Annotated in this window: 15 protein-coding genes and 1 riboswitch; of the genes, 2 read left to right on the top strand and 13 right to left on the bottom strand. The window is 72.5% G+C overall.

All coding sequences use genetic code 11. The annotated features are described in order from the left end of the window. Positions 1-8: 8 nt before the first annotated feature. Positions 9-1,067 carry an AsnC family protein gene (locus BLW76_RS18340; RefSeq protein ID WP_091308848.1) on the top strand — a complete coding sequence of 353 codons (1,059 nt, stop codon included), beginning with the start codon at positions 9-11 and terminating at the stop codon, positions 1,065-1,067. Here the strand turns inward: BLW76_RS18340 and BLW76_RS18335 are convergent. The 11 genes from BLW76_RS18335 to BLW76_RS18285 all read right to left on the bottom strand — a co-directional run bounded on the left by BLW76_RS18335 (position 1,064) and on the right by BLW76_RS18285 (position 14,747). Next, the gene (locus tag BLW76_RS18335; RefSeq protein WP_091308846.1) at positions 1,064-1,993 is read right to left on the bottom strand and encodes an RluA family pseudouridine synthase; all 930 of its coding nucleotides are present in this window, start codon (positions 1,991-1,993) and stop codon (positions 1,064-1,066) included. The two genes, BLW76_RS18340 and BLW76_RS18335, sit on opposite strands and share 4 nt — an antisense overlap. Beyond that, positions 1,990-2,637, bottom strand: a complete 648-nt coding sequence (gene lspA / locus BLW76_RS18330; protein WP_425266007.1) for a signal peptidase II — start codon at positions 2,635-2,637, stop codon at positions 1,990-1,992. The genes BLW76_RS18335 and lspA overlap by 4 nt, the downstream gene beginning before the upstream one ends. Positions 2,638-2,660: 23 nt before the next feature. Further along, entirely contained in the window at positions 2,661-3,248 is a 588-nt protein-coding gene (locus BLW76_RS49170) for a hypothetical protein (protein WP_208613328.1), read from the bottom strand. A 4-nt stretch (positions 3,249-3,252) separates the two neighbouring features. After that, positions 3,253-3,672, bottom strand: a complete 420-nt coding sequence (locus BLW76_RS18320) for a hypothetical protein (RefSeq protein WP_091308842.1) — start codon at positions 3,670-3,672, stop codon at positions 3,253-3,255. Positions 3,673-3,688: 16 nt separating this feature from the next. Continuing rightward, positions 3,689-5,023, bottom strand: a complete 1,335-nt coding sequence (locus BLW76_RS18315; RefSeq protein WP_091308840.1) for an aminotransferase class V-fold PLP-dependent enzyme — start codon at positions 5,021-5,023, stop codon at positions 3,689-3,691. 39 nt (positions 5,024-5,062) lie between these two features. Next, positions 5,063-5,177, bottom strand: a riboswitch (SAM riboswitch). A 90-nt stretch (positions 5,178-5,267) separates the two neighbouring features. Beyond that, positions 5,268-5,912, bottom strand: coding sequence for a M23 family metallopeptidase (locus BLW76_RS18310; protein ID WP_244170208.1), 645 nt, complete (start codon positions 5,910-5,912; stop codon positions 5,268-5,270). A gap of 82 nt (positions 5,913-5,994) precedes the next feature. After that, positions 5,995-7,473, bottom strand: coding sequence for a potassium/proton antiporter (locus tag BLW76_RS18305; protein WP_091308837.1), 1,479 nt, complete (start codon positions 7,471-7,473; stop codon positions 5,995-5,997). Between the two features lie 97 nt (positions 7,474-7,570). Further along, positions 7,571-8,260 (bottom strand): ArsR/SmtB family transcription factor, encoded by a 690-nt coding sequence (locus tag BLW76_RS18300; RefSeq protein ID WP_091308835.1) that lies wholly within the window; start codon positions 8,258-8,260, stop codon positions 7,571-7,573. A 108-nt stretch (positions 8,261-8,368) separates the two neighbouring features. Then, the gene (locus tag BLW76_RS18295; protein ID WP_091308833.1) at positions 8,369-9,994 is read right to left on the bottom strand and encodes a penicillin-binding transpeptidase domain-containing protein; all 1,626 of its coding nucleotides are present in this window, start codon (positions 9,992-9,994) and stop codon (positions 8,369-8,371) included. A 74-nt stretch (positions 9,995-10,068) separates the two neighbouring features. Next, the gene (ileS, locus tag BLW76_RS18290; RefSeq protein WP_091308831.1) at positions 10,069-13,227 is read right to left on the bottom strand and encodes an isoleucine--tRNA ligase; all 3,159 of its coding nucleotides are present in this window, start codon (positions 13,225-13,227) and stop codon (positions 10,069-10,071) included. A 239-nt stretch (positions 13,228-13,466) separates the two neighbouring features. Then, positions 13,467-14,747, bottom strand: coding sequence for an MFS transporter (locus BLW76_RS18285; RefSeq protein ID WP_091308828.1), 1,281 nt, complete (start codon positions 14,745-14,747; stop codon positions 13,467-13,469). Between the two features lie 64 nt (positions 14,748-14,811). Here BLW76_RS18285 and BLW76_RS18280 point away from each other — a divergent pair, with 64 nt between their 5' ends. Continuing rightward, positions 14,812-15,567 (top strand): ArsR/SmtB family transcription factor, encoded by a 756-nt coding sequence (locus BLW76_RS18280; protein WP_091308827.1) that lies wholly within the window; start codon positions 14,812-14,814, stop codon positions 15,565-15,567. Positions 15,568-15,648: 81 nt separating this feature from the next. On the opposite strand, the gene BLW76_RS18275 is transcribed toward BLW76_RS18280, so the two are convergent. Next, positions 15,649-16,203 carry a hypothetical protein gene (locus BLW76_RS18275; protein ID WP_091308824.1) on the bottom strand — a complete coding sequence of 185 codons (555 nt, stop codon included), beginning with the start codon at positions 16,201-16,203 and terminating at the stop codon, positions 15,649-15,651. Between the two features lie 119 nt (positions 16,204-16,322). Further along, positions 16,323-17,177 carry a DivIVA-like cell division protein Wag31 gene (gene wag31, locus BLW76_RS18270; protein ID WP_091308822.1) on the bottom strand — a complete coding sequence of 285 codons (855 nt, stop codon included), beginning with the start codon at positions 17,175-17,177 and terminating at the stop codon, positions 16,323-16,325. Positions 17,178-17,209 lie beyond the last annotated feature (32 nt).

Below are 17,209 nucleotides of genomic sequence, written 5' to 3'. Positions count from 1 at the left end.
TTCGAGGGGTGGCCGTGACCGATCCCGTGGATACCCGCCTGCTCGCCGCGCTCGCCGACCTCGGCAAGGCCGCGGTGCACGAGCTCGCGGCCAAGGTCGGCATGGATCCCCGCGAGGTCGCCTACCGGCTGGTCGCCCTCTCCGGCAGCGGGCTGCCCCTGCTCGTCGGCGTCGAAAGCGACCCGAACGGGCTGCGCGCGGCCATCGCCGGCGCGCCGCCGTCGTGGGCGAACCGGCCGCCGCAGCAGCAGTTCGCGCCGCCCGTCCCGCAGCAGCCGGCCCCGCCGCCGCAGCCCGGCCCGCCGATGCCGCCGCCGGTCCAGGGCACGCCTTCGGGGCCGTACAACGTCCAGGGCGCGCCCTCGGGGCCGTACACCGTGCAAGGCGCACCTTCGGGGCCGTACAACGTCCAAGGCGCGCCTTCGGGGCCCTACAACGTCCAGGGCACGCCATCCGGGCCGCACAACGTCCAGGGCACGCCGTCCGGGCGCTACCCCGGCCCGCCGCCCCGGCCGCCGCAGCCGCCCCGGCCGTTCACCCCGCCGCCGGTGCCGCTCGACCCGGCGGTGAGCACGTGGGGCGTCCCGCAGACGGCGTCATGGGCGCGCGGCGACGAGCCCGCGCGGCCGACCGGGCCCGCCGCCGGCAAGCGCGGCAAGCTGGGCGAGGTCATGGAGACCCAGGGCCTGGAGGGCGAGCAGCTGTCGGTCCAGCTGCTGGAGGTCCAGGACCCGGCCGACTACCTGTTCAGCGCGGCCGGGTACCGCCTGGAGGACGGCGAGCGCGCGGTGGTCGTGCACACCGAGATCACCAACCGCGGGGCGATCCCGTTCGCGTCGCTGCCGGACAACTACCTCGAGCTGCTCGCCGCCGACGGCACGGCGATCGGCAAGGCGCCGGTGTCGCTGACGTCCCGGCCGCCGCACAAGATCGGCGTCAAGCCGGGCGAGACGCTGGGCGGCCACACCGTGTACGTCCTGCCGGACGCCACGCGCGTGGTCTCGGTGCGCTGGAGCCCGCGGCCGGAGCCGGACGAGCGCACGCTGACCTGGTCGATCGAGGATTAGTAGCTCTCGTCGCGCAGGATCTCCAGTGCCTTCGCCAGGTCGTCCGGGTACTCCGACTCGAACTCGACCCAGCGGCCGTCCGCCGGGTGCGCGAACGCCAGCGTCTTCGCGTGCAGCCACTGCCTGCTCAGGCCGAGGTGGCGGGCCAGCACCGGGTCCGCGCCGTAGGTCAGGTCGCCGACGCAGGGGTGCCGCAGCGCCGAGAAGTGGACGCGGATCTGGTGCGTCCGCCCGGTTTCGAGCTTGATGTGCGCGAGCGACGCGGCGCGGAACGCCTCGACGACCTCATAGTGCGTCACGCTCGGGCGGCCGCCCTGGACCACGGCGAACTTGTAGTCGTGGCGGGGGTGGCGGTCGATCGGGGCGTCGATCGTGCCGCGCGTCGGGTCCGGGTGGCCCTGGACGATCGCGTGGTAGCCCTTGTCGACCGTGCGTTCCTTGAACGCGCGCTTCAGCACGGTGTACGCGTGCTCGCTCTTGGCCACGACCATCACGCCGGTGGTGCCCGCGTCGAGCCGGTGCACGACGCCCTGGCGCTCCGCCGCGCCCGAGGTCGCGATGCGCAGGCCTGCCGCGGCGAGCCCGCCGACCACGGTCGGGCCGGTCCAGCCGGGGCTCGGGTGCACGGCGACGCCGACCGGCTTCGAGATCACCACGATGTCGTCGTCGTCGTGCAGGATCTGCATGCCCTCGACCGGCTGCGCGACGACCTCGACCGGGTTCGCCGGCTCGGGCAGCGTGATCTCGAGCAGGCCGCCGCCGGAGAGGCGGTCGGACTTGCCCGCGGGACGGCCGTCGAGCAGCACGTCGCCGGCTTCGGCGAGCTCGGCGACGACCGTGCGGGACAGGCCGAGCAGCTTGGCGAGGCCGGCGTCGACCCGCATCCCGTCGAGCCCGTCGGGCACCGGGAGCATCCGCGAGCTCACGCCTGTTCCTCTTTCTTCTTGTCCTTGGTGGACGTGCCGTCGTAGTCCTTGCCGAGCAGGGACAGCAGCACGATCAGGGCGCCGCCGACGCAGATCGCGGAGTCGGCGATGTTGAAGATCGCGAAGCCCTTGCCGTTGGGGGCGAAGGCCGAGATGAAGTCGACGACGTGGCCCTGCAGCCCGCCGGGCGCGCGGAAGATGCGGTCGGTCAGGTTGCCGGTGGCGCCGGCGAGCACGAGGCCGAGGCCGATCGCCCAGCCGATCGAGCGCAGCCGCCGCGAGAGCCAGACGATCGCGATGACGACGGCGAGCGCGACGAGGGCGAGCACCCAGGTCATGCCGGTGGCCATCGAGAACGCGGCACCCGGGTTGCGGATCACCTGCAGGTAGATCAGCCCGCCGAGGATCCGGACCGGCTCCTTGCCCTCCAGGTTGGCGACGACCAGGTTCTTCGTCACCAGGTCGATCGCCCAGAACACGACGGCGACCGCGAAGACCCAGCCGACCCGCCGCTTCGGCAGCAGCGGCTTCGCCGGGACCTCCGGGTTCTCGGGCGCGTCGGCCGCAGGATCGGCCGCGGTGTCGGGCACCGCTTCGGCGGGCGCGGCGGTGTCGGGTTCGGAGTGGCTGGGCTCGGTGCTCACCGCTCCATTGTCCACGGCGCTGGTCAGGCCGCGGCGGGCCCGTCCGGACGCGGCCGCAGGAGCACGGCGAACGCGGCCGCGAGCAGGACGCCCGCCCCGCCGAGCGCGCCCGCGGCCGGGGGCTCGAACAGCGTCGCGACCAGTGCGAACACCCCGGCGACGGTGGTCAGGAACCAGCTGCGCTCGTAGGCCGCCAGCACGAGGAGGCCCAGCGTCGCGAGCAGCGGGCCGCGGACGTCGCCGTCGAGCCGGAACTGGAGGGCGCCGGCCAGGTCGAGCAGCGGGACGGCGGCCAGCGCCCCGAGCGTGCCGAGGACGAACCGGCCCGGGCGCGGTGGCCGCAGCTGCCGCCAGTACCAGGCGGCGACGGCGAGGACCACGCAGGCGAGGCCGGCGAGCCAGCCGAGCGTCGCCGACGGCACGACGTCGTACGCGACGGCGATGGCGACCGAACGCTGCTCACTCGCCAGGCCGGTGCCGCTGAGCGCGTTGTCGGCGGCCCCGTTCAGCGTGCTCTTGTTGGGGGCGGGGACCAGTTCGACGGCCACCAGCACGAGCAGCGCGAACCCCAGCGCGGCCAACGGGAACCAGGACCTCCGCGGACTCCCCATCGGGTCAGGGTATCCGGGGCTTCTGCCGCAGCAGGGCGACGAAGGCGGCGGCCAGGAGGATAATGGCCGAGGCCAGCATGCCCGCCATGTCCGCCGAGAGCACCACGGCGACCAGGGCGAACGCGGCCGTCGTCACCAGGATGAACCGGCTGCGCTCGTACGCGGCGAGGACGAGCAGGCCGAGCGCGACCAGCCACGCGGGTCCGCTGGGCAAGGGATTCCCCGTCGTGTGGAAGTCGTCCAGGGGAAGCCACAGCGCGCGGCTGTACTCGGTGGTGCCGGGCGGGACAGCCGGCCGGAGCAGGAGGTTCGCGGCTTCGGCTTGGGCCTGGCTGCGGCGCGCCAGCAGTTGCACCGCAGCCAGGCCGATCTCGGCGAATCCCAGCAGTGCCAGCGGAAACCAGAAACGCGGCCCTCTCCCCATCCGCCCAGGCTAGCGCTCAGCAGAAGGGCGGCAGCTCCCGCGGGTCGCCGACCGGCGCCCAGCGGCCGTCCACCTTCGCGTACTCCCAGCGGGCGCCGCGCGCGACGATCTGGCGCAGGGCCAGGAGCACGCGGTCGACGTGCTCCTCCGTGCTGCCGAGGCCGAGGCTGACGCGGACCGCCTGCTGCCCGTCGCCGCCGGTGACGCCGATCAAGCGCTTGGCCGCGATGTGGGCGCAGAAGGCGCCGTCGCGGACGCCGATGCCGTACTCGGCCGACAGCACGGCGGCGAGCCAGCCGGGGTCGAAGCCGTCGACGACGAAGCTGACCGTGCCGACCCGGTCGACCGGCGCGTCGAACAGCCGCAGCTCGGCGCAGCCCGGGATGCTCTCGAGACCCTTGCGCAGCCGGGCGAGCAGGGCCTGCTCGTGGTCTTCGATCGCGGCCCAGTTCTCGCTCAGGGTCTCGCACGCGACGCCGAGCGCGTACACGCCGACGGTGTTGGGCGAGCCGGCTTCGTGGCGTTCCGGGCCGGTGTTCCAGACGACGGCGTCTTCGGTGACGAGCTTGGTCGCGCCGCCGCCGGCGAGGTACGGACGGGCGGCACGCAGCCAGTCGGCGCGGCCGATCAGCGCGCCGGCACCGAAGGGGGCGTAGAGCTTGTGGCCGGACAGGGCGACGTAGTCGACGTCCAAGTCCTTGATCGAGATCCGGCGGTGCGGGGCCAGCTGGGCGGCGTCGAGCGCGACGCGGGCGCCGTGTTTCCGCGCCACGGCGGCGATTTCCGCCACCGGGAGCAGCTCACCGGTCACATTGGACGCTCCGGTGACGACGACCAGCCGCGGTCCCTGCGGGGCGTCGGCGAGTGCTTCGTCCACAGCGGACACCGCGGCCAGCCGGGTGCGCGGGGTCGGGATCCGGCGCACGTTCGGCCCCTGCCACGGCAGGAGAGCGGCGTGGTGCTCGGTGTCGAAGACGACGACCGTGGTGTGCCGCGGCAGGCTGCGCGCGAGCAGGTTGAAGGAATCGGTGGTGTTGCGGGTGAAGACGACGGTGTCGGTCCGCCGCGCGCCGACGAAGCGGCGCAGGACGTCGCGGGTGCGCTCGTAGAGCTTGGTGGAGACCTGCGAGGCGAAGCCGGCGCCGCGGTGGACGCTGGCGTACCAGGGCAGGAACTCGTCGACCTTGGTGCGGACGGCGTCGAGACAGGGGGCGCTCGCGGCGTGGTCGAGGTTGGCGTAGCCGATGGTTTCCCCGGTCACCAGCGGCACTCGCAGCGCCGCGCCCGCGACGGCGGGGATGGCGTGGTTTCCGCGGGTTTCGAGCTGGGTGCGGTCGATGGCGAGAGTCATCGGGGTGCCTCCTCGGCGATCCGGGGGACCCCGGCGAGGGGCCCGCGCTTGCCCGTCGCACGGCGCGACCGGCCCGGTCTTCACCCGGGGCACCCCACCGCGGTTGGAGGGTTGCCGGCCAGCAAGCCGGGGCTTCGCGCTGGCACTCATGACCTGAGCCAGAAGGTAACCGAGAAGGCCGTCGCCGGCCAAGTCCCGCCTCACATTCTGAGACGGCGCTCACAGAGGGTGAGTGGCAGCGCGGTCAGCGGCTCGCGCGGAAGCGGCCCGGCAGCTGGACCACCACGCCCTCCGCGACGTGCGTCGCGGTGCCCGAGTACTGCTCCGACCCCGCCGCGAACCGCCAGGCGCCCAGGGTCTTGCCGTCGATCGGCTCGCCGAGGGCCGCCGCGACCGTCGTCGACAGGCGGGCGAACGCGACGCCGTCCCAGTCGCCCGCCGCCGCGTCCGGGAGCGTCCAGAGCGTGAAGTGCACGTGGGCGCCCGTGCTGCTGCCGCCGCACGGCAGCGCGTTCCCGGTCGAACCGAGGACCGCGCCGGCCTCGACCTGCTCACCGTCGGTGACGCGGATGCCCTCCAGGTGGTAGTAGCCCGTCCGCCACCCACCCGGGTGATCGAGGGTCACCCAGTCACCGCCCGCACAGTGCTGCAGGCGGACCGTGCCGGCCAGCGGCGCCCGGACCGTCCCGTCGGCGGGGCTGAAGTCGATGGCGTTCTTGACGCCGGTGCTGCCGTCGTCGGAGTGGACGCCCGCCGAGTAGACCTGCTGGCCGGCCGCGAACGGCAACGTCAGCTCCGGAAACGGCGCGGCGGACGCCGGGGTGGCGGCGAGCCCCACCGCCGAGATGACCGCAGCAGCCAGGCCCGCCATTCGCACCGAAACGTTCACCGCACGCACTCCTCCGGCAATGTTCACTCGAACGAGCGCACATTAAGCCAAAAGAGGGACTACAGGGAAGACTGTGTGTGAATTACCGGCCGGACTCGCCCTTCCACCGGGCCAGGCGCCCGGCCCGGTCGACCGCGCGCAACCGGCGTTCGACGGCGTCGCGGACGGCGCTCGTCGTGACGACCAGCAACTGGTCGTGCTCCTGCAGCCGGCTGGTCTTCTGCGGCGTGAAGCCCGCGCCGTCGCGGACGACCAGGCTGATCGTCGCCCCGATGGGCAGCCGCAGCTCGGACAGGTACACGCCGTGCAGCTTCGACCCCGGCTGGATGCGGACCTGCAGCAGTTCCGCGCCCAGTTCGTCCAGCGGCGCGGAGTCGACCTCGATCTCGTGCGCCTCGGACTTCTTGGCCAGCCCGAGCTTGCGCGCGAGCGGGCCGAGCGTCGCCCCCTGCACCAGCGTCAGCACGATGACCAGCACGAACACCGCGTCGACCAGCCGCTGCGCGCCCGGCAGGCCCTGCGACAGCGGGATCATGGCGAGCACGATCGGCACGGCACCGCGCAGCCCGGCCCACGACAGGAACGCCTGTTCCCGCCACGGCAGGCGGAACGGCAGCATCGACAGCACGACCGACAGCGGCCGCGCCAGCAGCAGCACGACGGCGCCCGCGACCAGGCCCGGCACGATCGCGTCGAGCAGCCGGCCCGGCGAGGCGAACAGGCCGAGCAGCACGAACAGCCCGATCTGCGCCAGCCACCCGAGCCCCTCGGCGAACGAGAGCGTGTCCGACCGGTGTGGCAGCCGCGAATTGCCGAGCACCAGCGCGGCAACGTAGGTGGCGAGCAGCCCGGACGCGTGCAGCAGCTGCCCGGACGAGTACGCGACGACGCACACCGCGACCGTGGCCAGCGGGTAGAGACCGGTCGCCGGCAGCGCGGCCCGGCGCAGCGCGATCCCGCCGAGCCAGCCGAAGGCCAGGCCGATGACCAGGCCCGCCGTCAGCTCGTAGACCACCAGCAGCGGCAGCGTCCAGTCCACAGTGGTGCCTTCGGCCAGCACCACGACGGCGATGTACGCCGGCGCGTCGTTGATCCCCGACTCGAGTTCGAGCGCGCCGGTGAGCCGTTTTCCGATTCCCGCCGTGCGCAGCACCGAAAACACCGCGGCCGCGTCGGTCGAGGCGAGCACCGCGCCCCACAGCAGGGCCAGCCGCCAGTCGAGGCCCAGCAGCCAGTGCAGGGCGGCGCCGGTGGCCGCGACGCTCACCACGACGGCCACTGTGGACAGTGCGATTCCGCGGCCCAGCGCGGGTTTCACCGCCGACCACCGGGTGGTCAGCCCGCCTTCGGCGAGGATCATGACGAGCGCGGCGAGGCCGAGCGACTGGGTGAGTTCGGGGTTGTCGAACCGGATGCCGAAGCCGGCTTCGCCCAGCAGGACGCCGATCCCCAGGTACAGCAGCAGCGAGGGCAGGCCGAGCCGGATCGACACGCGCACGGCCAGCACGGACGCGAGGAGCACGACGCCGCCGACGCCGAGCAGCACGGGAAGCTGGTTCATGCCCGCCTCCTCCCGAGTGCCGTGGGGCCCTCAGAATAGTGAGGCGCAGGGATTAACTCGTTCGTGTACCGCTGCTTGGTGCCGGAGACACCGTGTGTTAGGGCCTCGCGAGCAGGTCGAGATCGAGATCGACACCGAGCGCGGCGAAGGGCTCCCCCGCCGCGGGGAGGACCTTGACCGCCCGGTGGTCGTCCCTGGCCACCCAGCCGGCGTCGACGGCCCGGTCGAGCAGGGCGGCGGGCAGGGCACCGGCGAGGTGGTCGCGGCGCTCCGTCCAATCCAGACAGTCCCGCAGCAGCGGCCTTCGCCCGGCGGCGACCGGCACGCCGAGCTCCTCCAGCACCGCGCGGCCGCGCGGGGTCAGCGTCAGCCCATCGGCGGTACCGACCAGGCCGGCGGCGAGCATGCCGTCGCGCAGGGCGACGCCGAGCTCGCCGGCGAGGTGGTCGTAGCAGGTGCGGGCGAAGCCGAGCCGCCGCGCCCGCAGCGACGACTTCAGGCCGGTCACCGGCCGGTGCTCGGCGTGCTGGGCGAGGTGCTCGATCAGCTCGGCTACCCGCGGGTCGGCGATCCGGACGTAACTGGCCCGCCCCTGCTTGACCCGGACGACGAAGCCGGCGCCGGCCAGCCGGCTGACGTGCTCACTGGCCGTCGACAGCGCGATCCCGGCCGCCTTCGCGAGCTCGCCGACGGTCCAGGCCCGCCCGTCCAGCAGCACGAGGCACATGGTGGCCCGGCTCGGCTCGGCGAGCACCGCGGCCACCTCGGCCAGCGCGATCGTCTCCATGCCCCCACGCTACGGCCGCCACACTTCGCCCGGCGCCGAACCGTCGGTGGGCACTTTCACGTGAAAGTGCCCACCAGGGCGGGGCACTTTCACGTGAAAGTGCCCGGGTCAGAGGGCCTTCAGGAACTTCGTGGCCAGCTGGACCGCCGGGCCCGAGTCGTTCGAGTTCTCCAGGACCACCGCGAACGCCACCTTGTCGCGGTAGCCGACGAACCAGCCCGTGGCGTTCGAACCGTCGCCGAACTGGGCGGTGCCCGTCTTGCCGAAGACGTTCCCGGCCGCGGCCGCCGCGTGGCCCGTACCGCTCGTCACCACCGCGCGCATCAGCTTCCGCACCTCGGCGAGCACGGACGACGGCGGCGGCGAATAGCCCTTGACCACCGTGGTCTCCAGGTCGTGCCACAGCCGGGGCGTGATCGCCTTGCCGCCGGCGACCGTGGCGGCCATCAGGGCGCCGCCGAGGGCGCTCGCCTGGATGCGGCCCTGGCCGAACCCGTCCTCGACCTGCTCGTCCTTGCTCGCCGCCGGTTCGACCTTGCCGAGCTCGGTGTTGATGCCGGGGATCTCGAAGTCGGCGTTGAGGCCCAGCTCGTCGGCCGCCTTCTTCAGCCCGTCCGCGGGCAGGGCGAGCGCGAGCTGCCCGAACGTCGTGTTGCAGGAGCGCGCGAACGCCGTCTGCAGGGTGGTCGCGCCCAGCTCGAAGCCCTCGTTCTTGACCGTCCGGGTGCCGATCGTCGCCACGCCGGGGCAGTCGACCGGCGACGTCGCCGTGAGCCCGCTCTGCTGGACCGCCGCCACCGACGTCGCGATCTTGAACGACGACCCCGGCTCGTACAGGCCGTTGAGCGCCTTCGGGGCGTCGCCGGCGGCGGCGTTCTGCGCCACGGCGAGGATGTCGCCCGAGCCCGTGTCGAGGGCGACGAGCATCGCCGACCCCTGGTAGCCGTCCACCGCGGCCTGGGCCGCTTTCTGCGCGCCGAGGCTCAGGCTCGTCACGAGCGGCTTCGCGCCGTCCTCCGCCACCTTCCCGAACAGCCGCTCGACGCTCTTGCCTGCGGCATCGACGCGTTCGACGGCGAAGCCCGCGCCCGCCGCGGCGGTGACCTGCCCGGTGAGCGCCGAGCGCAGCAGCGGCGCCGGGTTGCCGTCGACCGGCCGCACGCCGCCGGCCCCGCGGACGACCAGCGGCTTGCCGTCGCGGTCGGCGACGGCGACGGTGTCCTGCGCGGCGGTGCTGACCACCAGCCGCTGGCCCGCCTCCAGCTTCGGGTGCAGCAGCGACGGCGCCCAGTGGACCAGCCACTTCCCGTCGTTCAGCACGAGCTCGAACGGCACGTCGTAGGTCCAGACCTCGCCCGGCTTCAGCGTCCACGCCATGCTGAACGTGCCGCCGGTCTGCTTCGCCCCGGCCGGGGCCGGCTGCAGGACGGTCAGCTTGGCGGCCACCGACTTCGGGTTCAGCGTGTTCCGCGTGGTCCGCAGGGTCACCGCGGCGGCCGCGTTGTCGTCGGTCAGCCGGGCCGCCGCGTCCGGGTTGTTCTCGGACAGGTCCTGCAGGTACTCGGTGATCGCCGAATTCGGGTCGATCGCGCCGGGCCGTTCGACGGTCGTCTCCCCGGTGGCGGCTTCCGGCGTCGAACCCCCGCTGTTCAGCAGGAAGAACGCCGCCACCACGGTGACGACGACCAGCAGCGCGCCGCCGATCAGGATGCCGCGTCTCTTGCCAGGACTCATTCCGGTTCCCCTCCCCCAAGGAGCCACCCGCGGGTGGCCGATCGAGTTCGCACCCTACCGGCCACCCCCGGCGATCAGGCCTTCGCGACCAGGACCGTGACCTTCGTGCCGTCCCCGACTGTGCCGGCGAAGCCTTCGCCCGCCGGGCCGTAGGTCACCGATGTCGCCAGCGTCTCCGACGCGAGGAACTTCTCGTGCGTCCGGGCCGCTTCGACGACCTCGGCGGGCGCGTCGACGGTCAGCGCGATCCGGTCGGCGACGTCGAGCCCGGCGTCGCGGCGGGCCTGCTGCACGACCCGGACCAGGTCGCGGACCAGGCCTTCGGCCGCCAGCTCCGGCGTCACCTCGGTGTCGATCAGGACCAGGCCGGACCCGCCGGGCAGCTCGGCCGCCGCGCCGCCGCCCTTGGCGACCAGCCGGCGTTCGAACTCGCCGTCCTGCAGGACGATCCCGGCCGCGACCACGGCGCCGCCCTGGAACGACCAGTCCCCCGCCTTGACGGCCTTGATCACCGTCTGGACGTCCTTGCCCAGCCGCGGACCGGCCGCGCGGGCGTTGACCGCGACCTCGAACCCGCCGTGCGCGGCGACGTCGGTGGTCAGCTCGACCGCCTTGACGTTCACCTCGTCGCGCAGGATGTCGGCGAAGGCGCCCATCGTCTCGGCGTCGTCGGCCGCGACGACCAGCGACGACAGCGGCAGCCGCACGCGCAGCTTGTTGGCCTTCCGCAGCGACAGCGCCGACGACGCCACCTGCCGCACCCGGTCCATCGCCGTCACCAGCGCCGCGTCCGCGGGCAGGTCGTTGGCGTTCGGCCAGTCGCTCAGGTGCACCGAGCGGCCGCCGGTGAGCCCGCGCCAGACGACCTCGGTGGTCAGCGGCAGCAGCGGCGCCGCGACCCGCGACGTCACCTCCAGCACGGTGTGCAGCGTGTCGATGGCGTCCTGGTCACCCGCCCAGAAGCGGTCGCGCGAGCGGCGGACGTACCAGTTCGTCAGGACCTCGAGGAAGTCCCGGACGGTCTGGCACGCGCCCGCGACGTCGTAGTTGTCCATCGCGTACTCGACGTCCGTGACGAGCTCGTGCGTCTTCGCCAGGACGTACCGGTCGAGCACGTTCGGCGAGTCCGTGCGCCACTTCCCGGCCACGCCTTCGGCGTTCGCGTAGAGCGCGAGGAAGTAGTAGGAGTTCCACAGCGGCAGCACGGCCTGGCGGACGGCGTCGCGGATGCCCTTGTCGGTGACGACGAGGTTGCCGCCGCGCAGGATCGGGCTCGACATCAGGTACCAGCGCATGGCGTCGGAGCCGTCGCGCTCGAAGACCTCGTTGACGTCCGGATAGTTGCGCAGTGACTTCGACATCTTCGCGCCGTCCGAGCCCAGCACGATGCCGTGCGAGACGCAGGTGCGGAACGCCGGCCGGTCGAACAGCGCCGTGGCCAGCACGTGCAGCAGGTAGAACCAGCCGCGGGTCTGCCCGATGTACTCGACGATGAAGTCGCTCGGGTAGTGGTGCTCGAACCACTCGGCGTTCTCGAACGGGTAGTGCACCTGGGCGTACGGCATCGAGCCCGAGTCGAACCAGACGTCGAGGACGTCCGGGACGCGACGCATGGTGGACTCACCCGTGGGGTCGTCCGGGTTCGGCCGGGTCAGCTCGTCGATGTAGGGCCGGTGCAGGTTGTCCAGCCGCACGCCGAAGTCCGCCTCCAGCTCGTCGAGCGAGCCGTAGACGTCGGTGCGCGGGTACTCGGGGTTGTCCGACTGCCACACCGGGATCGGCGTGCCGAAGTACCGGTTGCGGGAGATCGACCAGTCGATGGCGTTCTCCAGCCACTTGCCGAACTGGCCGTCCTTGACGTTCTCCGGGTACCAGGTGATCTGCTGGTTGAGCTCGACCATCCGGTCCTTGAACTGCGTCACCGCGACGAACCACGACGAGACCGCGCGGTAGATCAGCGGGTTCCGGCAGCGCCAGCAGTGCGGGTAGCTGTGGTCGTAGGTCTCGTGCCGCAGCAGGACCGCGCCCTGCTGCGCCGCGGATCCGGTGCCGTTCTTGAGGTCCCGCACGATGTTCGGGTTGGCGTCGAAGACCTGCTGGCCCTCGTAGTCCGGCACGGTCGCGTCGAACTTGCCGTGCGCGTCGACCGGCGTCACCGGCGGGATGCCGGCGGCGTCGGTGACGAGCTTGTCGTCGGCGCCGTAGGCGGGGGCGATGTGGACGATGCCGGTGCCGTCGTCGGTGGTGACGTAGTCGGCGGCCAGCACCTGGTGGGCGTTCTCGGTGCCGGTGAAGTACGGGAACGGTGGCGCGTAACGGGTTCCGAGCAGCTGCGCGCCCGTGTAGTGCGCGACCACGGTGGGCTCTTCGCCGAATTCCCGCGCGTACGCGGCAACCCGCGCTTCGGCGAGCACGAACCGCTTGCCGTCGTGCTCGACGACGACGTACTGCACGTCCGGGTGCACGGCCGTGGCGAGGTTGGACGGCAGCGTCCACGGCGTCGTCGTCCAGATGAGCAGGTAGGCGCCGTCGAGGTCGTTGCCGTTGCCCTCCAGGCGGAAGCCGACCGTGACGGCCGGGTCCTGGCGGTTGCGGTAGACGTCGGAGTCCATGCCCAGTTCGTGGTTGGACAGCGGCGTCGCGTCACGCCAGCAGTACGGCAGGACGCGGTAGCCCTCGTAGACGAGTCCCTTGTCCCACAGGCGTTTGAACGCCCAGAGCACCGACTCCATGTACGTGACGTCGAGGGTCTTGTAGTCGTTGTCGAAGTCGACCCAGCGCGCCTGGCGGGTGACGTACTCGCGCCACTCGTCGGTGTAGCGGAGGACGGACTCCTGCGAAGCCGCGTTGAACTTCGCGATGCCCATCTCTTCGATCTCGGACGTCTCGGTGATGCCGAGCTGGCGCATGGCTTCGAGCTCGGCGGGCAGGCCGTGGGTGTCCCAGCCGAAGCGGCGCTCGACCTTGCGGCCCTTCATGGTCTGGTAGCGCGGCACCAGGTCCTTGACGTACCCGGTGAGGAGGTGACCGTAGTGCGGCAGGCCGTTGGCGAAGGGCGGGCCGTCGTAGAAGACGTACTCGTTTTCGCCCTTTTCGCCCGCGGGGCGCGCGTCGATCGTCGCCTGGAACGTGCGGTCGCTCTCCCAGTAGGCGAGGACCTGCTTCTCCAGGGCGGGGAACGACGGCTGCGACGGGACTCCTGCGCCTTCGCCGAGCTGGGCCTGGGGGTACATCCGGGTGCTCCTCGGTTCGTCTCTCTCGTACGGACGACCGGCTCCCGGTCACCCACACGGGGACGAAACGCCTTCCGGCGCACCGCGGTACCACCCCGCTTGCCCGGCAGTTGCTCCCGGGCCGCTCATTCGACGGCTGTCACGGGCCGTACCCGTCCGGTTCTACTGAGAGCGCTGCCGCTCGGTTCTTCCGGAGGCTCCCCGGTGATGGCCGGATCGATGCCGTGTTGCCTACCAGGTTAACCGGCCCGCGCAACCGGGTTGTCACGAGGGGCACGTACGGTCACGCCGATCGCGACCAGCCAGAGCGCCGCCGCGACGACGCCCACCGCGGGCGGCCCCGAGCCCGATACCGCGCCGAGCACCGCCACCCCCAGCGCACCCCCGGCCTGCCTGGCGGTGTTGTTGACGCCGCTCGCCACCCCCGCGCGCTCGGGCGGGACGCCGTCGACCGCGGCCGTCACCACCGCCGTCGTCAGCAGGCCCATCCCGGTCCCGAGGCCGAGCAGCGTCGGCAGCAGGGCCGGGTAGCCACTGTTTTCGTTCACCAGCAGGAGGTTCAGCATCCCGAGCACGCCCAGTGCGAGCCCGGCGACCATCAGGGGGCGCGGGCCGAAGCGGCCGGTGAGCCGGCCGGCGACCGGCGCCAGCAGCGAGAGCGGGCCGAACAGCGGCACCACTTCGAGCCCGGCTTCGAACGGCGACGCGTGCCTGACGTTCTGCAGGTACAGCGTCAGCACGAGGATCGTCCCGATGCCGGTGAAGTTCATCGCCGCCGCGACGAAGTTCGGGCCGCGGGTCCGGCGGACGACGTCCGGGGGCAGCATGGGATCGGACGAGCGGCGTTCCACGGCCACGAAGGCGGCGAGCGCGGCGGCCGCGAGGATCCCGGCCACCGCGCTCCCGGCGATGACCGCGTACACGCCGGCGCCGAGAGCAGGCGCCGCCGTGACGACGCCGGCGACGTCGATCCGCCGCCCGGGCACGCGTCCGCCGCGGGGCACGAGCCGCCGTGTCGCGAAGGCGGCCGCGAGGACGACCGGGACGTTGAGCCAGAACACCGGCCGCCAGCCCGTCGCCGAGACGATCGCGCCGCCCAGCACCGGGCCCGCCGCCAAGGCCAGCGCCGAAACCCCGGCCCAGATCCCGAGGGCCCGCGCCCGCTCGGCGCGTCCCGGATGGGCCTTCGTGATCACGGCGAGCGTGCCGGGCAGCAGCAAGGCCGCGCCCAGGCCCTGGCCGGCGCGGGCGGCGACGAGCCACGGGACCGGGCCGGCCAGCCCGCACGCGGCCGACGCCGCGCCGAAGAGCGCGAAGCCGGTGAGGACGACCCGGCGGTGGCCGAAGACATCGCCCAGGGCGCCGCCGGTGAGCAGGAACGCGGCCAGGGTGACGGAGTAGCCGTCGACCACCCACTGCAGCGCGGCGAGGTCGGTGCCGATGCTGGGCAGGGCGACGTTGACGACCGTGACGTCCAGCTGCACCAGGAACATCCCGGCGCACATGGTGAGCAGGAGCATGTCCCCAGCAGACCGCGTGGACACTTCCGTTTGGGTGGAAGCGTGCCGGGGGCACCCTGGGGAAGTGCAGGGAGACGCCGACATCGCGCGCACGGCCGCGTTGTTCGCGGACCCGGCGCGGGTCCGCGTGCTGCTCGCGCTCGCCGACGGCCGGGCGCTGGCGGCGTCCGTGCTGGCCGCGGAAGCGCGGCTGTCGGCGCAGGGCGTCAGCGCGCACCTGGCGAAGCTGCGGACGGCGGGACTGGTCGTCGCCGAGAAGTCGGGACGGCACCGGTTCTACCGGCTGGCCGGCCCGGACACCGCCGAGCTGTTGGAGACATTGGCGCGGTACTCGCCGTCCCACCCGGTGACGTCGTTGCGCGAAGGGACGCGGGCGGAGGCGTTGCGCACCGCCCGGACGTGCTACGACCACCTCGCGGGCCGGCTCGGGGTCGCGGTCACAGCGGCGTTGCTGGCGCGGGGTGCGCTGTCCGGTCCCGCCGACACGCGACGGCGTCCGGGCGACCGGATTTCGGCGCCGCTGCACGAACACCCGTACACGCTGGGCCCTGCGGCCACTCCGGTGTTCGGCTCGCTGGGCGTGGATCTGGATGTCGTGGCGGCCGGGCGGCGTCCGCTGCTGAAGTTCTGCCTGGACTGGAGCGAGCAGCGGCACCACCTCGCGGGCGCGCTGGGTGCGGCGGTGGCCACGCGGTTCCTCGACGCGGGCTGGGTGACGCGGCGCGCCCACGCCCACCGCGCACTCCGGCTGACTCCGGAAGGCGCGCAGGCGCTGGAAACCCACCTGGGCCTGGCCGCCTGCAACCCGGATCTCGCGTGATCAGGCCCGTAACTCACGTGATTGGGCCCGTAACTCGCGAGATCCGGCTTCAATCACGCGGGATCCGGCTTCAATCACGGGTCAGCGGTGGGCGGCGACCAGGGTGGCGTCGGGGCGGCAGACGTCGCAGGGGGTGAAGCCGAGCTGGCGGGCTTCGCCGACGCCGATCGGGATCGTGTCGCGGGTGCCGAGCCAGGTGCAGGTGCGCAGGTGGTAGCGGGGGTGCTCGTCGACCACCACGACCTCGTCCTCGAGGTCGGCCAGGACCGCGACGTCCTCCTCCGGGGTTTCTTCGACCCCCGGGTCGGAATCGGCCGTTGTTTCGGCCTCGGCTGAAGCGTCGGCCGGCTCGGGCGTTTCGGCCGGGTCGCCCAGGTCACCGGTGGCCGGGATCAGGGTGGTCTGCTCCTCGGCCGGTGCCGGCTCGGGCTCGGGCTCCGAATCCGGCGCCGAGGGAGGAGCGGCGGCCGGTGCGGCGGAGCGGCGACGGCGGCGCAGCCAGTCGGCGACCAGGAGCAGGCCGGCCAGCACCGAAAGGCCGATCGACACCCACGCCCACAGCGAAGAAGCCGTCATCAGCGCCGTGACGAGCAACCCCAGAGCCGCCAGTACCAGGATCAGCACGATGTAAAGCACGCTGCATTACAGCACGAACGACGCGGGAGCCGACCACGACCCGCCCACGGGTGGTACCGGATCGACTCCGAACCGTGGCACACCCCGGAAGCGGGGTGCGCCACGGTTCAGAACAAAACTCAGCCGGCTTCCGCGCGCGGACCGAACGAGTAGCCCTGGCCGCCGCTCGACGAACCGGACGACTGCCCGGAGTTCGACGACGCCGACGCGGGGGCCGCGGATCCGCGGTCGTCGAGCTCGCGCAGCTGGGACTCGAGGAACCCGCGCAGCCTCGTGCGGTACTCCCGCTCGATCGTGCGCAGCTCTTCGATCTTCTTGCCCAGCCCGCTCTTCTCGGAGTTCAGGCTGTTCATCGTCTCGGTGTACTTCCGCTGCGACTCGCGCTCCAGCGTCGTCGCCTTGTCACGCGCCTGGCGCTCCAGCGTCTCGGCACGGGTCCGCGCGTCGTTCAGCATCGTGTCGACGCGGGTGCGCGCCTCGTTGACCATCGAGTCGGACTTCGCCCGGGCGTCCGAAAGCAGCTGCTCGGACTTGGTGCGGGCCTCGGCCAGCATCCCGTCGGACTCGGTCTTCGCCTCGGCGGTCAGCCGGTCGGCCATCTCCTGGGCCAGGCCCAGGACCTTGGCGGCCTGCACGTTCGGCTCGGTGCTGTCACCGACCATCGAGTGCGCCTGGGTCTGCTCCATGGCCGACTGCGGCGGCGGCACCGGCGCCAGGCGCCGCGACGGCTCTTCGCGCATCGGGGGCGCGCCGACGTTCGCCTTGGCGTTCTCCAGCTCGCTGCGGGTCGACTCGAGCTCCGCGTCGAGCTGTTCCATCTGCTGGCGCAGCTCGTTGTTGTCCTCGATCAACCGGGCCAGCTCGGTCTCCACCAGGTCGAGGAACGCGTCCACCTCGTCCTCGTTGTAGCCCCTCTTGCCGATGGGCGGCTTGCTGAACGCGACGTTATGCACGTCAGCGGGGGTCAACGACATCAGATCACCTCACGCACTCCATGGCCTGCAGG

This window comes from Amycolatopsis tolypomycina, assembly GCF_900105945.1.
Taxonomy (GTDB): domain Bacteria; phylum Actinomycetota; class Actinomycetes; order Mycobacteriales; family Pseudonocardiaceae; genus Amycolatopsis; species Amycolatopsis tolypomycina.
Note: the sequence above shows the minus strand (reverse complement) of the source record. Positions and strands in the feature narration are given on the sequence as shown.

Bases quoted from the DNA above. Each gene is read 5' to 3' on its own strand.
- BLW76_RS18305 (WP_091308837.1), bottom strand. From the start codon at position 7,473: ATGAACCAGCTTCCCGTGCTGCTCGGCGTCGGCGGCGTCGTGCTCCTC.
- BLW76_RS18315 (WP_091308840.1), bottom strand. From the start codon at position 5,023: ATGACTCTCGCCATCGACCGCACCCAGCTCGAAACCCGCGGAAACCAC.
- ileS (WP_091308831.1), bottom strand. From the start codon at position 13,227: ATGTACCCCCAGGCCCAGCTCGGCGAAGGCGCAGGAGTCCCGTCGCAG.
- BLW76_RS49170 (WP_208613328.1), bottom strand. From the start codon at position 3,248: ATGGGGAGTCCGCGGAGGTCCTGGTTCCCGTTGGCCGCGCTGGGGTTC.
- BLW76_RS18295 (WP_091308833.1), bottom strand. From the start codon at position 9,994: ATGAGTCCTGGCAAGAGACGCGGCATCCTGATCGGCGGCGCGCTGCTG.
- BLW76_RS18320 (WP_091308842.1), bottom strand. From the start codon at position 3,672: ATGGGGAGAGGGCCGCGTTTCTGGTTTCCGCTGGCACTGCTGGGATTC.
- BLW76_RS18300 (WP_091308835.1), bottom strand. From the start codon at position 8,260: ATGGAGACGATCGCGCTGGCCGAGGTGGCCGCGGTGCTCGCCGAGCCG.
- BLW76_RS18285 (WP_091308828.1), bottom strand. From the start codon at position 14,747: ATGCTCCTGCTCACCATGTGCGCCGGGATGTTCCTGGTGCAGCTGGAC.
- wag31 (WP_091308822.1), bottom strand. From the start codon at position 17,177: ATGTCGTTGACCCCCGCTGACGTGCATAACGTCGCGTTCAGCAAGCCG.